15 protein-coding genes, 1 tRNA gene and 1 other RNA gene are annotated in these 15,296 nt (G+C 61.5%); 9 read left to right on the top strand and 8 right to left on the bottom strand.

Features of this window, described 5'->3' with window-relative positions; genetic code table 11:
• Positions 1-231 precede the first annotated feature (231 nt).
• Positions 232-2,748 carry a tetratricopeptide repeat protein gene (locus tag NP511_RS04285; protein ID WP_136396852.1) on the top strand — a complete coding sequence of 839 codons (2,517 nt, stop codon included), beginning with the start codon at positions 232-234 and terminating at the stop codon, positions 2,746-2,748.
• A 948-nt stretch (positions 2,749-3,696) separates the two neighbouring features.
• On the opposite strand, the gene NP511_RS04290 is transcribed toward NP511_RS04285, so the two are convergent.
• Positions 3,697-3,936, bottom strand: coding sequence for a DUF7386 family protein (locus tag NP511_RS04290; RefSeq protein WP_345784576.1), 240 nt, complete (start codon positions 3,934-3,936; stop codon positions 3,697-3,699).
• Positions 3,937-4,098: 162 nt separating this feature from the next.
• Positions 4,099-4,173: transfer RNA gene (locus tag NP511_RS04295), tRNA-Arg, on the bottom strand.
• Positions 4,174-4,322: 149 nt separating this feature from the next.
• Here NP511_RS04295 and NP511_RS04300 point away from each other — a divergent pair.
• From NP511_RS04300 to NP511_RS04315, 4 genes are all read left to right on the top strand, one after another.
• Entirely contained in the window at positions 4,323-4,505 is a 183-nt protein-coding gene (locus NP511_RS04300) for a DUF7511 domain-containing protein (protein ID WP_006181914.1), read from the top strand.
• A 127-nt stretch (positions 4,506-4,632) separates the two neighbouring features.
• On the top strand, positions 4,633-5,487 hold the full coding sequence (locus NP511_RS04305; RefSeq protein ID WP_049964571.1) for a geranylgeranylglycerol-phosphate geranylgeranyltransferase: 855 nt from the start codon (positions 4,633-4,635) through the stop codon (positions 5,485-5,487).
• 277 nt (positions 5,488-5,764) lie between these two features.
• Positions 5,765-6,397, top strand: a complete 633-nt coding sequence (locus NP511_RS04310) for an RAD55 family ATPase (protein WP_049964572.1) — start codon at positions 5,765-5,767, stop codon at positions 6,395-6,397.
• 135 nt (positions 6,398-6,532) lie between these two features.
• Complete coding sequence (locus NP511_RS04315; RefSeq protein ID WP_049964573.1) at positions 6,533-6,943, top strand: CoA-binding protein; 411 nt, start codon at positions 6,533-6,535, stop codon at positions 6,941-6,943.
• Between the two features lie 20 nt (positions 6,944-6,963).
• Here the strand turns inward: NP511_RS04315 and NP511_RS04320 are convergent, their stop codons facing one another.
• The 3 genes from NP511_RS04320 to NP511_RS04330 all read right to left on the bottom strand — a co-directional run bounded on the left by NP511_RS04320 (position 6,964) and on the right by NP511_RS04330 (position 9,734).
• Positions 6,964-8,094, bottom strand: a complete 1,131-nt coding sequence (locus tag NP511_RS04320) for a hypothetical protein (RefSeq protein ID WP_049964574.1) — start codon at positions 8,092-8,094, stop codon at positions 6,964-6,966.
• 73 nt (positions 8,095-8,167) lie between these two features.
• Complete coding sequence (locus NP511_RS04325) at positions 8,168-9,148, bottom strand: PLP-dependent cysteine synthase family protein (RefSeq protein ID WP_049964575.1); 981 nt, start codon at positions 9,146-9,148, stop codon at positions 8,168-8,170.
• Between the two features lie 241 nt (positions 9,149-9,389).
• A complete protein-coding gene (locus NP511_RS04330) occupies positions 9,390-9,734 on the bottom strand; it encodes a DUF5798 family protein (protein WP_006649124.1) in 345 nt (114 codons plus the stop codon).
• Positions 9,735-9,921: 187 nt separating this feature from the next.
• Here NP511_RS04330 and NP511_RS04335 point away from each other — a divergent pair, with 187 nt between their 5' ends.
• On the top strand, positions 9,922-10,359 hold the full coding sequence (locus tag NP511_RS04335; protein WP_233274304.1) for a hypothetical protein: 438 nt from the start codon (positions 9,922-9,924) through the stop codon (positions 10,357-10,359).
• A gap of 90 nt (positions 10,360-10,449) precedes the next feature.
• Positions 10,450-11,214, top strand: coding sequence for an outer membrane protein assembly factor BamB family protein (locus NP511_RS04340; protein WP_233274316.1), 765 nt, complete (start codon positions 10,450-10,452; stop codon positions 11,212-11,214).
• 71 nt (positions 11,215-11,285) lie between these two features.
• Here the strand turns inward: NP511_RS04340 and nadE are convergent, their stop codons facing one another.
• A complete protein-coding gene (gene nadE, locus NP511_RS04345) occupies positions 11,286-12,137 on the bottom strand; it encodes an NAD(+) synthase (RefSeq protein ID WP_049964576.1) in 852 nt (283 codons plus the stop codon).
• 395 nt (positions 12,138-12,532) lie between these two features.
• Between nadE and ffs the strand changes: the two genes are divergently transcribed.
• Both ffs and NP511_RS04355 read left to right on the top strand, forming a co-directional pair.
• An RNA gene (gene ffs, locus NP511_RS04350) (signal recognition particle sRNA) lies at positions 12,533-12,844 on the top strand.
• Positions 12,845-13,299: 455 nt separating this feature from the next.
• On the top strand, positions 13,300-14,091 hold the full coding sequence (locus NP511_RS04355) for a LolA family protein (RefSeq protein WP_049964577.1): 792 nt from the start codon (positions 13,300-13,302) through the stop codon (positions 14,089-14,091).
• A gap of 3 nt (positions 14,092-14,094) precedes the next feature.
• Here NP511_RS04355 and NP511_RS04360 read toward each other — a convergent pair whose 3' ends face one another.
• Together NP511_RS04360 and NP511_RS04365 are read right to left on the bottom strand one after the other, a co-directional pair.
• Positions 14,095-15,024, bottom strand: coding sequence for a mechanosensitive ion channel family protein (locus NP511_RS04360; protein WP_049964578.1), 930 nt, complete (start codon positions 15,022-15,024; stop codon positions 14,095-14,097).
• Complete coding sequence (locus NP511_RS04365; protein WP_006181924.1) at positions 15,021-15,269, bottom strand: YhbY family RNA-binding protein; 249 nt, start codon at positions 15,267-15,269, stop codon at positions 15,021-15,023. The genes NP511_RS04360 and NP511_RS04365 overlap by 4 nt, the downstream gene beginning before the upstream one ends.
• Positions 15,270-15,296 lie beyond the last annotated feature (27 nt).

Genomic DNA, 15,296 nt, shown 5'->3' on the forward strand with positions numbered 1-15,296 from the left:
TATATGAATGAAACATCATCACATGACTATCTTAGATCGGCGTCAAGACCAACTTGGGGAGTGAGTAGGTCATAGAGGCTGTTTGGAACAGTGCTAGCAAACCTATTCAGCAATAATCACACAAAATTTGATTATCGTTTCTGGATATGGTCCGTAAACGGATCCAACACAGATGTCGCTTCAAGTACCAAAGGAGAAGTTTTAGATATAGTAAATTCATCAGACAATGCAATGGCGAACGATAGTATCTCTAAAGAGGATGTCTCTCAGGTTATCCAAGACGTAGGTGAATTTCAAAAGTATGCATTTCTAATTGGAGCGGGCACATCTAAGCCTGCTGGAATTCCAACTTCCGGAGAACTTATACAGAAATGGAAAGAGCAACGCTACGAAGAAGTTGATCGTGATAGGGATTTTGAGGAGTGGGTTAAGGGCGTTGAAGATGAAGAGATAGAAGACGAAAAAAGTGAATATGGCTTTTGGTTTGAAGATCGAAATCCGATGAGAGTTCATCGACGAGAATTCATTCAGGAACTCGTCAAAGATGCTGATCCGACCTTGTCCCATCTTCTGCTCGCGACCATGATGTCAGAGGGGTACGTCCCTCACGTGCTAACACCGAACTTTGATGATCTTCTGTTTGATGCATTCTATCTATATCTGGAAGACAAACCGAATTTAATTGATCACCGGACTGTCGCTCCTGAGTTCAAGCTTATTCGTGACGACCCGACCATCGTAAAACTACATGGCGATTATCTCTACGACAACCTGAAAAACACTGACTCAGAAACTGCGGATCTGGAGCCAGCTATGGAAGAAGTTCTCCAGCGGACTGTAAGCGAGTACGGTCTAGTGGTCGTTGGTTATGGCGGTGGCGATATGTCGATAATGGAGCCACTTCTTGATGCTGATCTTTCAGAATATGGAATATACTGGTGCGTACTCTCTTCGGAAAATCTTGATCCAAAAGTCGAAGAACTACTGGAACAACCAAATACACATCTTGTTGAAATCGATGGGTTCGGTAGTTTAATGGCGAAGTTCGAAGAAGAACTTCCTGGTGTAGAGTTACCTGCACCCGAAGATATTATCGATAGAGCGGAAATACGGGCAAACAAACTACGCGGGACGTTAGCAGAAAGTGAAGAAGGCGCAACCGATGAGGAAGAGAAACTCGTTGATCGAACAGAGAAAAGATGGAAGGCTGTACAAGCTATAAGAAATGATGAGTACTCTAAAGCAATTGAGTTAGTTAATGAAGTTATTTCCTCAAATTCCGAGGATGCAATGGCATATACCGTCCGTGGACTTGCGAAGGAATCGGTTGACGGGTACGAAGATGCCATCGAGGACTACAACAAAGCTATCGACCTTGATTCCGAGAACGCAACGGCATATGTCAGCCGCGGAAATGCGAAAAGGGAACTTGACCGGTACGAAGTGGCTATTGAGGATTACGACGAAGCTATTGACCTCGATCCCGAAAACGTAACTGCACATGTCGGCCGTGGGAATGCAAAACAGGCACTTGAGCGGTATGAAGAGGCTATTGAGGACTACGACGAAGTCATCGATCTCGATCCCGAACACGCAACGGCATACTACAATCGTGGGAATGCGAAACGAGCGCTTGAGCGGTACGAAGATGCTATTGAGGATTATGACAAAGCAATCGACCTTGAACCCGATGACGTAGAGTCAGATCTTACTAATCGTGGGAATGCAAAGCGAATGCTTGAGCGGTACGAGGATGCTATTGAGGACTATGACGAAGCCATCGACCACGATCCCGAACACGCGACGGCATACCTCAATCGGGGAATTACGAAGGTAGCGCTTGACCGGAACGAGGATGCTATTGAGGACTACGACGAAGCCATCGACCTCGATCCCGAGAACGCGACGGCATACCTCAACCGCGGGACTGCGAAGCAGGCGCTTGACCGGTACGAGGACGCCATCAAAGACTACGACGAAGCCATTGATCTCGATCCAGAGAATGCAATGGCATACTTCAACCGCGGGAGTGCGAAACAGGCGCTTGACCGACATGAGGAAGCTATCGAAGACTACGACGAAGCAATCGACCTTGAACCCGATGACGTAGAGTCAGATCTTACTAATCGTGGGAATGCGAAGCGAATGCTTGACCGGTACGAGGATGCTATTGAGGACTACGACGAAGCTATTGACTTCGATCCCGAGAACGCGATGGCATACCTCAACCGGGGAATTGCAAAGGCAGCGCTTGACCGATACGAGGACGCCATCGAAGACTACGACGAAGCCATTGACCTTGATCCCGAGAACGCGACGGCATATCTTAACCGCGGGACTGCGAAACAGGCGCTTGACCGACCCGAGGATGCTATTGAGGACTATGACGAGGCCACTGAACTCAATCCAGAATATATCTTATCTTTCTTGAATCGGGCAGAAAGTCGAATTCTGATTGGTGAATATGAGTCGGCACGAGATGATGCAGTAGAAGCGGCAACATACGCTACGTCAAAGGATAAAAAAGCAACAAGTCTACTGTTGGAACTTATCACAAAGATTGCTACTGATGAGGATATTGGTGCTAAGGAGGACGAATATCGAAGTCTGTGCGAGGAAGAATTCACCACCAACTGGGGCTTCGATCAAATTGACATGTGGTTGGAGGATACGGATCTTGATCAAGATAAAGAAGAGAAAATTAGAGATTTGACCAACTTACTCCGAAGCCATATAGGAGATTCATAGATATTTTATTGTTATATGATTTCAGAGGAACTGAGTATCGTGGTCTATCTGTAATCATATACTCAATATCACACCCAAGGGTTGTACGCCAATATAATCTCCACTTCGATCTTGCACATCAAGAGCAGTTTTGAGTGTGAAAAGTATCCTCAAGTGCGATCATCTCTTGCGATAGTTATGTCAGTTTCAGACCTGAACTGTCTGTTTTATAGCTTCGTAGGAGTATCGCGATCGCGTAGAACGATAATTCGGAGGAGTTGTGCAAAAGAGGACTGCCTACACCTGATCTCAGAGCAATACCTAAACTAGTTATCACTCCCGATAATGTCCATCAATTAGAAGTTCAATCGCTCTAAGAGAACTGTATGGTTAACCGACGGGACTTTATAGGAACTGTAGGGGTTCTCACAGTGGGTTCTTTTGCTGGGTGTCTCGGTAGCGAAAATGGTGGGGATGAAGAGAAAGATACTGGCCAGAATACCGACGTAGACCAACTTGAAGAGGACGCGACTCGCCGAGACATCTCGCAACAATATCAATTGGGGACCACGAGCGTAGAAGGGGGGGAAGGCAGGGATTCAGAACGGAATCATCGACTTCAACATCGATAGATATAGTTCAGCAATTGATAGCTTCGAAAGTGCTATAGAGTCCTTTGAACGAGCTGAAGAACAGTTTTCAGAGGGTGTTGAGCTAACCTATGAAGTCGAAAACTCAGACGCACGTGAGATCTGTGAACGGGGCGAATCTCACGCAGCAACACTACGCAACGCAGCAAAACAATATAAGCAAGCAGCTCAAGCCGCAGATAACGATAGAGACCCCGACACGGTGAATTCGCGCATTTCAAAAGCAGAAAGTCTTGAGACTGAAGCTGAACAGTCACCACTTCGAGACCAGTCTACTCTCGAAAGCGTACTCGACCTATAGGTCGCTCTTACAAGGTAACTATCGGTATCGACTCTCGATGCTTGTCCGATACCGAAGCCCGACGACCGAGGTGTTGAACCGCTGGATCGTCTCCGGTGGCAGTTCGCCGCGGGTGTCGTCGAGGTTCTGTTCGTGTTCAATTAAGTTCTCGAGGGCGGCGTCGATGACGACGGACATCGGTGGGTCGTCGAGGTCGTCTTCGGCCACGATCGCGCTCGTACTCTCAAGTTTACGCTGGCGTTCGTCGGTGAGTTTCAGACTGGTGCGCTTGGTATCGCACGACGTGACGGGGCCGCAACCCGTTCCGAACTGGTATCAGATTTCGACCCCCATCGTCCGAAGGCCGAAACCGCGGAAAAGACAACTATCGACGCCTCTACTGAGGAATTAGAATCAGTCGAGAATCGAGCCGTTTGGGAGTGGGCGCTGCAGGATTTGAACCCGCGGCAGCTTGGTCCGAAGCCAAGTACTCTGTCCAGGCTGAGCTAAGCGCCCGCACGAGTTCATTTCCGATGTGTCCATATAAGTCACTCGATTCGGGTCGGTTTCGATAGACACCACCACGCTCGCCGCTCGAGAGTTTTCAGTCGGTGACAATCAGCGGCGGGGGTCTTTGTTTTGTAGCTGCAACGGCTACGTATAGCATGAGCGAGACCGAAGCCCCCGTCCCAGACGAGGTCGAATCCGGCGCGACGCCCCTCGAGTTGCTCTCGGACGACGAGGGGAGCTGGACGGCCGTGCCGGCCGACGCGAGCGGCGACGACCGGGTGAGCAAATGGCTCGAGATCGATGCTGACGTCCTCTGTGATCTCGAGGAGTGGCGCTGAGACGCGAGCCGCGACGCCTTCTCTCCCGTCACCGATCGCGTGAGCGATGCGTGCGATCGTCTCCGGGATGATCCGTCGCCGGGACCGGACCGTACCGTTTAACCAGCCCGCATGACCACTCGAGCGTATGACTGTCGGTGAGACGGGTCGCGGGTTGCTCGAGTTGACGCGGCCGGTAAACGTGATCGCGGCGAGTGCCCTGACGTTCATCGGAGCGTTCGTCGCCGGTGGGGTGGCGGAGGAGCCGCTCGCGGTCGCTGCGGCGGTCGCGGCCACGGGGCTGGCGGTCGGTGCGGGAAACGCGATCAACGACTACTTCGATCGAGAGATCGACCGAATCAACCAGCCCGGGCGGGCGATCCCCCGTGGTGCGGTGAGCCCGCGCGGTGCGCTCGCGTTCAGTGGCCTGCTCTTTGCCGGTGCGGTCGCGCTCGCGGTGACGCTTCCGGCGACGGCGATCGCCATCGCGGGCGTTAACCTCCTCGCGTTGGTCGCGTACACCGAGTTCTTCAAGGGGCTGCCGGGTCTCGGGAACGCGCTCGTCGCTTATCTCGTCGGAAGCACGTTCCTCTTCGGCGCTGCGGCAGTCGGCGAGATCGCACCGGCCGTGGTTCTCTTCGTACTGGCGGCGATCGCCACGCTGACCCGCGAGATCATCAAAGACGTCGAGGACATCGAAGGGGACCGTGAGGAGGGGTTGAACACGCTCCCGATCGCGATCGGGGAGCGGAAGGCGTTGGTCGTCGCCGCCGTCCTGCTGGTCGTCGCCGTCGTCGCCAGCCCGATTCCGTTCCTCCGTGGCTACTTCGGCGTCGCGTACCTGCTCGTCGTCGCACCGGCCGATGCCGTCATGCTGCTTGCCGCCTACGAAAGCTTCGCGAATCCGACGACCGGCCAGTCGCGTCTCAAGTACGGGATGTTCTTGGCCGCGCTGGCGTTTATCGTCGGTCGAGCCGCCCTCGAGGTCCCCCTGTTGGTGTAGGACACGCCGACGGTATCGAGAAGCGCGCTGTAGTCGCGGCCGGCGGGCCGTCGGATACACATCGCAGACACGGGCCGATTGACCGGAGCCGGTTCGCCCAGCGAGGGTGGGACCGACCCGTCGACGGCCCCGTTCAGCGTGCGAAGACAGTGCGAGACGCCAGCTACGTTATCAAAAGTACTATAAGCTGCTTCGCGTATCTTCATACCATACGCCGGCAGTCGGAGTGGGCTGTGGTACCAGCTCGTCGTTACGGCGATGGATGTGAGTATTCCGTATGTATGACCTCGCAGATGTCCTTCCGGACGTCGAAATCGATCCGGGAACGAACGTACTCGTCGCGGGTCCGCCACTGACGGGGAAACGGCGGATCGCCTTCGATATCCTCGCGAGCGGTGCGGCCCGTGGTGACGGTTCGATCGTCGTCACTACCAAAGACAGTGCCGACAAGGTCCTCGAGAGCCTCGACGACCACGTCGGCGAGGGCGTCGAGCCGGATATCGGCGTCGTCGACTGTGTCACCAAACAACGCGGTATCGGAACGATCGACGACGACCCACGGATCAAGTACGCCTCCTCCCCGGTCGACATGACCGGCATCGGGATCAAGCTCTCGGAGTTCCTGCAGGACTTCTACGAGACCCGCGGGCTGACTCGGAATCGCGTCCTCTTGCACTCGGTGTCGACACTGCTGATGTACTCCGATCTCCAGACGGTCTTTCGGTTCCTCCACGTCTTCACGGGCCGGATCCAGAGTGCCGACGCCATGGGCGTCTACGTCATCGACTCGACTGCCCACGACGACCAGACCATGAACACGCTCAAACAGCTGTTCGACGCCGTCATCGAACTCGAGGAGACGGCCGACGGCGAGGAGCCCGAGATCCGGACCGCCGGCTTCTCGGCGTAACCGGTTCCGAACTCCCGGCTCCGTTCGCGTCCACTGGCTTCGGTTTTCCGTGACGATCGATCGACTCGAGTCCGGTCGGCCCCCAACCGATCGACCCCGAAACGTTTCAGCGAGGACCGCGTACCTTCGGGTACCATGCCAGTCGACACCGCAGCGGAGATCGAGGAGATCCTGGAGTCCGACACCATCGCCGTCGTCGGCTGCTCGAGTACGCCCGGCAAGGCGGCCCACGACGTGCCGAAGTACCTGCTGGATCACGGCTACGACGTGATCCCGGTCAACCCCTACGCCGAGGAGATCTTCGGCCGCGAGGTCTCCGACTCGCTGGCCGACGTCGAGGACGAGATCGACGTCGTCTGTATCTTCCGGCCCAGCGAGGAGGTAAGTGGGATCGTCGACGCGGCCCTCGAGCGCGACGACGTCGACGTCATCTGGACGCAGCAGGGAATCCGCGACGACGAGGCGGCGGCCCGCGCGGAGACGGCGGGGCGGGCCGTCGTCCAGGATCGGTGTATGAAGGTCCAGCACCGCCGGCTCGTCGCCTGAGCCGACGGTTGAGTGGGTCCTTACGAGGCCGGCGTCGATGCAGTACGAAGGTCCGCGAGCGCGTCCTCGACCGTCGTATGCATGCGGTCGTCGACGACTGACTCGAGGTGTTCGAGTCGGATCGCCGTCCGGACGAGCGGTTCGTCGGGGAGGCCGGCGAGGGTTCCCGCGATCGCGTCGGGCTCGATCGCGACGGGGGCGTCGGCGGCACGCTCGGCGACGAACTGCCGCGTCGACGCCTCCCCACCGGATACCCCCTCGCGGATCGCCTCACGACGGGTCTGCGGGACCGTCTCGGCGACCGGGACCGAACAGACCGTCTCGCAGTACCACTGGAGCGCGAGTGCGGCGGCCTCGAGCAGTGTCTCATCGGAGTAGTCGAGCGACGCGTGGAGGTCGGTAGCCGCCGCATCGATCGCGGCCCGGCGACGGTCGACGAGGGCCTCGAGCCGGTCGGGAACATCGGACGCGAGGAGATCGTCGACCAGGGCGGTCGTCGACCGGTACGCGTCGGGATCGCCTTCGAACAGGACGACCGGAAGCGTCGCGACGCCGTTGTCGACGTCCTCCGGGAGATCCGCCAGATCGTCGATGACGGTCAACACGAACAGGCCGTCCGTCGCGATGGTTCGGATCGACGCGAGTTGTGCGGCCGTGTAGCCGCCGGGGGCCGCGACGAGTTCGACCGCGAGATCGCCCCAGCGGCCGCCGCGTTCGTCGACTCGCGCGATCGCGTCGTCGACGGTCGCCGCCGCGGCGTCGAACGACTCCTCGGCGAGCTGGCCCGCGCCGATCTCGCGGACGGTCTCGAGGGCGTGGCCTAGATCGACGTCGGCCGGCGCATCGGCGACGGCGGCGGCGACGTTCGCGAAGACGAGGTCGCCGGTCGTGACGTGTTCGTTCAGCCGTCGCTTGCGATCGTCCCAGGCGTCGATCTCGTCGATCGCGTCGTCGTGGAGCGCGCTCGTCACGAACAGGTCCGTCGGGATCGACGCGAGCGTTTCTGCGAGGACCTCGTCGCGGGTCTCGAGATAGGTAAAGAAGTAGGTGAACGCCCCGAGCAGTCCCCCCTGGTCGGCGTAGGCCTCGAGCGTCGGGTGGAGGGCCGACGAGAGTGCGTCGTCCGGGAGGGCATCGGGCAGCCGGCTCATATCCCCAGTGGTTTCGGGGACCGCAAAGAGTGTACTGGTTACCGGCGGCCCAGGGCCCGACGACGGTGTCGGCCTACGACGTCCACTCCTCGAACGACCGATAGATGCCCTTCGAGAGGTAGCGCTCGCTCGAGTCCGGGAAGATCGTAGCGACGGTCTCGTGGGGGACGTCGAGGTCGCCGTCGGCGATCCGTTCGGCGACCCGTTTCGAGGCCACGCTCGCAGCACCTGCGCTCGAGGCGACCAGATGGCCCTCCTCGCGGGCGAGCCGGACGAGTTCGTCGTGGGCGTCCTGATCCGAGACAGCACTGACGTCGTCGACCAGTTCGGGATCGAACAGTTCGTTGGTCGTGGTGTCGTGCGTGCCGATCCCCTCGATCTTGTACTCGTCTTCCTCGCGCTCGTCGCCGAGGAGTTCCCCGTAGACCGAGCCCTCGGGTTCGACCGCGACGACGTGTGTCTCTGGGTCCTGTTCGAGCGCGTAGCGGGCGATTCCCATGAGCGTCCCCGCCGTTCCACAGCCGACGACGACGGCACCGACCCGTCCATCCAGCGCGTCGTAGATCTCGGGGGCGGTCGTCTCGTAGTGTGCTTCGGCGTTTAGCGGGTTCGAGAACTGCTGGGGGACGACGGCGTCGTCCAGCTCGTCGGCCAACTGCTGTGCCCGGGCGATGGCACCGTCCATGCCGTCCTCGGTCGGCGTGTTGATGACTTCCGCATCGAGTGCGGCCATCAACTGCTGTTTCTCCACGCTGAACCGCTCGGGAACGACGAAGACCGCCTCGAGTCCCAGCTGCTTGGCCGCGATCGCCAGCCCGATCCCGGTGTTGCCGGCCGTCGGCTCGACGATCGTCCCGCCGGCGGGAACGTCGCCACGCTCGAGCATTCGCTCGAGCATGTACTTCCCGATGCGGTCTTTGATGCTGGCACCGGGGTTGAACGACTCGAGTTTGGCGTAGATCGATACGTCTCCGGCCCCGCCTCGGAGGCGGACGAGCGGCGTTCGACCGATCGTCTCGAGGACCGAATCCACCGGCTGCTCGTGGGTCGTCATCGTGCTGGCAAATGTTGCTTCCGTTGTTAGCTCTTATTATTACGACCGGTACGGCGGATATCCGAGGGTGCCGGTGAGAAACGATTACGATCGACCGGAGAGCGAAGGTGAGCCGCCACTATCGGACTCCGGTGGCGTCGACGCTGCCGTCCCGGCGGCTCTCCAACGCAGTCGTTGGGTCACCTCGAGCCGGAGAAACACGTTTGCGATGGAGACACCGCGTGACAGCCGTCTCACCGTTTCACTCGGCGGTTGTGTCCGTGGGTTCGCTCGCCGTGTTCGCCGTCGACTCGGATGCGTCGCTCGCTGTCGATTCGTCGGTCTCCTCGGCCGCGAGTTCGGCCTCGTCGATGGCCGCCTCAGCGAGGATTTCCTCGCCGTCGATCCCCTGCTCCTCGGCGATCGCCAGCAACAGTGCGCGCTGCTCGGTGAGTTGGTGGTCCATGCGTGTGACCGTGTCGTGGGTCTCGTCCATCTCCTCCTCGAGTCCCGTTATCCGGTTCTGGAGCTTCTGTACCTGCTTGTACATCGCTTCGGCGCGGTCCGAGAGGCCCTGAATCTTCTTTGCAGTGCTGCCAAGTCCCATAACCGGACGATGTGTCGGAGCGCTAATGGGCCTTTTCCTCCGTCGGACGACGAGTTCGTCCTTCCGATCGACATGCCGGGCTCGAGGCCGGGATCGAAGCGGAGTGACCGGTCCCCCCGCGGTCTCGCTTCGTCGCGGCCGGCTGACAGCACCCGTATATATGTAACTCCGAGACACAACACCGTGCATGAATTCCACGAGGGGATCGCAGACGGACGGCCGGCGTCGGCGAGACCTCCTCTCCGCGGCGGGGGTGGCGACCGTGACCGGACTGGCCGGCTGTCTCGGCGTTCTCGACGACGAGCGAGACGCCGCGGAGTCGACGACTGAGAACGCGTCGACCGACGCGACCGCCGAGTTGCGCGACGCGCTGACCGACGCCGACCCATACCGCATGCACCAGTACGGCCCGACCCACGTCGGTCGCACGGCTCGCGCCGGCCCGGTCGACGACGTCGACGCCGTCTGGACGTTCCACGAGGGGGCCGACGACCCGTCCTACAATATCGGCCCGCCGGCGGTCGTCGACGGAACGGTCTACGTCGCCGAAGGCCACTCGGTCGGTGACGGCGGCACGGAGACGGTCGTCTACGCCCTCGACGGCGCGACCGGTGATATCGAGTAGGAACGGTCCTATTCCGGGACCAACGTCGCCGGCCCGGTCGCGGTCGTCGGCGGAACGGCCGTCCTCTCTATCGGAGGAACGGTCGTCGCGATCGCGACCGATTCGGGGGACGAACGCTGGCGGGTCGGCCACGACTTCGCCGACAGGATCACGGTCGCCGACGGGACAGTGTACGCGATCGAGACCACGTACGCCGGCCCGCCGACGCTCGTCGCCCTCGCCCTCGAGACGGGGCGCGAGCGCTGGACCGCACCCCTCGCTGACGACGGGGGATTCTGGCCGACGCCGCCGGCGGTCGGTGGAGGGACGGTCTATCAGGGCGGAACCGAACTCGTCGCGCTGTCGGCGGCCGACGGCGAGCGGCAGTGGACGCGGGACCTCGAGGCCGATATCGCCGGTTCGCCGACCATCGTCGACGGAGCCGTCTACGCCCCCGTCGGCGACGGAACCGTCGCCGCGTTCGACCGAGACGGAACGCTTCGATGGCGAGAACCGATCGAACACGGCGGTCAGGGATCCGGGTCGGACCCCGTTTCCTCACCGGCGGTCGCCGGGGGATCGCTATACGTCACGAACGGCTGGCAACTGACCGCGCTCGACGCCGAGACCGGATCGGAACGGTGGACGACTCCCACCGAAGAACCCGATCCGCCGGTCGTCGCCGACGGGACCGTCTACGTGAGCGGTCTAGACACGGTATCGGCCTACGACGGCGCGGACGGGAGCCACCTATGGCGACACCGATCGAGCGCGACGAGCGGCACCGGAATCGGTATCGCGCCCGTCGTCGGCGGCACCGTCTTCTTCGCGAGTGCGGGCCTGCACGCGCTTCGCGAAACCGATACCACGACCTAAGCGGTCGCCGCGAGCGGTCGAGGGGCCGTCCCGAAACTGCCTCATCGGCGGCAGCCCCGCTCGAGTCGGCGTCAGATCCGCGTTGACGGCCGCACCGGCCGGCGACGCTTGTGACGCGTCCGCTCGACCCACGCCGCGAGTCGCTCGACGGTCTCGGTCTCGACGCCGGTCCGGTCCGCGACGGTTCCCGCGTCGACGCCCTCGTCGATTCTCCGCCGGAGGATCCGATCGACAGTTTCGGGATCGGTATCAAGCCCTGTCGCCGGCGACCCGCCGGGATGTAACGGCGAGCCCGACGCTTCGACCGTCAGATCCTGGGGGATCCCGACGGCTCGAGCGAGGGCCTCGAGTTCGGCCCGGTAGAGGTCGGCGAAGGGGAGACAGTCGGCCCCCGTTTCGCCGTGTTTCGCGACCGAGCCGAGCAGGTACTGGGTGCGGTTGATCGGGCCCACGACGAGCGCGTCCGTCGCGTTCGCGACGTAGTAGGCGCAGGTCATCCGGAGCCGCGACAGCGCGTTGGTGGTCGCGACCAGGTCGTCGGCCGGCCCGGACGACCCGCCGATCGTCTCCTGAAACGCCGCCAGGACCGGTTGCAGTTGCAGGCGACTGTGGTCGATGCCCAGCGACGTCGCAACTGCTTCCGCGTTGCGCGACACCGCCTCGTGGCTCAGAAACGCCGGCATCACGAACCCCGTCACACGGTCCTGTCCCACCGCATCGACGGCGAACGTCGCCGCCAGCGCCGTCTCGACCCCGCCGTCGAGCGGCACGACGACTCCCTCCGCGCCGGCGTCGGCCACCACCCGCTCGAGAAACGTCGGCAGCCGTTCGCGGAGCCGCGACAGCGCGTCGTCGGTCGTCGCGAGGCCGTCGGAGCCGCGAGGCAGGTCCGCGATCGGCGACTCGAAGCCGGACACCGTCATCGCACCCCTCGGATCACGAACGGCAGGGACGCGCTCGAGGGGCTGTCGATACCGCTCCGTCGATCTCCCGACCACGGACCGGCTATCGGTCGGCCGTCGGTCGGGCGGCGGGACTGGGATTTCATCGGTTACTCGAGTGAGTCTGTTTACACGATATAACTGTTTCTTGGCACAACATTCCCCAATTGAAACCCATACGTGGCCGTTGGGTGAATATATATTGTGAAAGGGCCCTGGAACCCGATCGGATACCAACCGGATCCGGACCGGCCCGGCAACCGGTCGGGAGCGGGTACGACGATCGGACAGCACTCACCGCGTTGCGACGGGCGGCCGCCGTCACCGGACTCGAGCGATGGAGACGAAAGGTCCTTAAGTTCCCACCCCCTACGTAGGAGTGGACTAGGTCGGGCAGTTTGGCCCTGCTCGTTACCCGCGCTATGGTCATTAGCGGGGACCGAACGCCGCGGGCGTCCGGTCAGACCGACCGGGGCCCCGGGAGCCAACATGGAAGCCTCGTCCGTCGGGGACAGCGGTCCACGATGGCCGTCCGCAGGGACGTCCCATCGTGGTTAGCCGGCGACAGCCCATCAGGCGCGGAAGCGAGCAGTGGACCGCCGGACACCTGTCGCTCGCCGGGTCGCGGGGTGGAGAAGGCAACCGGGATTCCCCCGGTCGGAACGCCGGGCAACCGCGGTCGTCCGCATTCATACTCACCGACCTTTTACGCTGCGTGAGCGGCGGCGCTGCGCGCCTTGCTCACTCGGTAAAAGGTCGATCAAAAGCACTCCTCCTTCCCCTCCACTCGCTGACTCGCGGTTTCACCGCTCGTCCGTTCGCGGCGCGTAGCGCCGCGCAGCCGCTCGCTCCGGATCAGTCGTCGGCCCGCTCGCGCCTCCGGCGCTCGCGGTCGTATCGGGTAGCCGCCTGCCCTCCCTCGCTGAGCGGACGCGCAGCGTCCGCGAGGTCGTCGGCGCGTAGCGCCGACTGCTCGAGGGACCGCGGTCCCTCGCTGCTCGGAAGAGCTTGCTCTTCCGTAGAGTCGGACGGCTCTCACTGTCGTTCGAGCCGTCCTCCCGGCCGTTTTCCGATAGACGGTCGTTATCTCAACCCGGATTACAGAAGGGTAAAGATTACTACTACGGTCCGAGTGACTACGGTAATGACAAGTCGCCGACTCGCGGCCGTCCTCGGCGTCCTGGTCGTCAGCGTCCTGCTGACCGGCTGTGTGGCGTTCGAGGACCCCGAACGCGAGACCGACGATCCCGACCCCGAAGCGGTCTTTGAGGGCGCGTACGTCCACAGCGAGGACCTCGAGGATCTCCGAGGCGTGCGACGGGTCGAGATGACCGACGGGAACCGAACCGTGACGGAAGTCCTCCGGATCGAGAGACGACCCTACGTCGACGAGCGAAGCGAAGTCGTCGAGGCCTCCGACCCGGTCGTGGTCGGAAACCTGTACGTGTCGAACGCCACCGACAACTGGCTCTACTATTCCGACGCGAACGTCACACAGCACTTCGAGGCGCCCGACGGATTCGATAGCGAGGCGGTCCGCTCGAGTCGTGCCGAGATGGCGGCGAACGTCAGCAGCCTCTACGACCTCGAGTACCGGGGCACCGACCGGGTCGCGGACCGGGAGGCCCACGTCCTCGCCGTCGAGGCGAAAAACGAGACCGTCGAACGCGACGTGTCCCTGATCGTCGGCAACACCGAGTTCGTCTACCCGTTGGAGACGGGCGACCCGACGGACGAGATCGACGTCGTGGAGCAGCGTCTCTGGATCGATACGGAGTACGACTACCCGCTGAAAGAACGACTGGTGTACGAGACCCCGAGCGGCGACCGCTACGAGTTGCGTATGGAGTACGAGTCGATCTCGTTCAACGTCGGCCTCGAGGACGAGCGGTTCGCGTTCGAGCCGCCGGAAAACACGACTGTCGAGGAGTGGTGAGTCCTATTCGGCCGGCTGGACGACGCTTTGCCCGTCGCCGCTCTCGAATCTGAGTCCGCCCTCGAGGGTGCGAACGGGGTAGGGGATGTCGATGCCCTCCTCGTCGAAGCGGCGTTTGACGGCGGTGACGTACTCCCCGCGGATGCGGACGAAGTCCGCGCGCGAGGGGTCGGCGATCCAGAACCGCGACTGGAGGCCAACGTCGGAGTCGCCGAGTTCCGTCAGTCGGACCGAGGGCTCGGGGTCGTCCATGATATCGGGGTGGCGCTCGGCCTCGTCGACGATGATCTCTGTCGCCCGCTCGATGTCGTCGCCGTAGCCGATCCCGAAGACGAACTTCAGGCGGAGCTTGTCGGCGTCGACGGGGTTTTTGAGGACGCCGTCGGTCAGCGCCGAGTTGGGGACGGTAAGCAGTTCGTTGTCGAACGTTCGTACGCGGGTGACCCGGAGGCTGATGTCCTCGACGACGCCGGAGTAGTCGCCGTTGTCCCACTCGATCCAGTCGCCGATCCGGAACGGCTTGTCGGTGTAGATGAACACGCCCGCCACGAAGTTCGAGATCACGTCCTGCATCGCCAGGCCGATCGCGAGCGCGCCGGCGGCGGCGATGCCGGCCATCGATACCAGGAAGTTTCCGAAGCCGGCGAAGCCGAAGGCGACCGCGAACGCGAGAAACCCGACCCCGAACCGCGTGAGCATCAACAGCGGGTTCTTGGCGTGTTCGTCCAGTTCACGCCGGTCGAGGGCACGACCGACCAGCGGAACGAAAACGAGCCGCCCGACGAACCAGATCGCGGCGAGCGCGGCCAGAAATCGGATGCCACTCTCGGCGACCCCGGCTTGCGCTGCCGTGAGCCCCGCATCCTCGAGCGTCTCACCGATCACGCCCAGGACGATCCCGGACAGCGATGCGCCGACCGCACCACCGGTCATCGGTACAGCACCGCGGTATGACCGCGCGTCTCGACGAGATCGGCGTTGACGCGGTCCGCGAGGTCGGCGGCCTTCTCCGCAGTCGAACTGCCGGCACGGGCCGCACGCAGGAACTTCACCTTCACGAGGTCTCTATCGTCCAATTGGTCGTTGAGTTCGTCGACGACGGCGTCGACACCGCTCTTGCCGACCCAGACGGTAACATCGAGATCGTGTGCGCGGCGCTTGCGTTCTGCTGTATCCATGGCCCCGTGTAACGAAGCGAGCCGTTT

Origin of the sequence: Natrinema thermotolerans (assembly GCF_031165565.1) — an archaeon.
Lineage (GTDB): Archaea > Halobacteriota > Halobacteria > Halobacteriales > Natrialbaceae > Natrinema > Natrinema thermotolerans.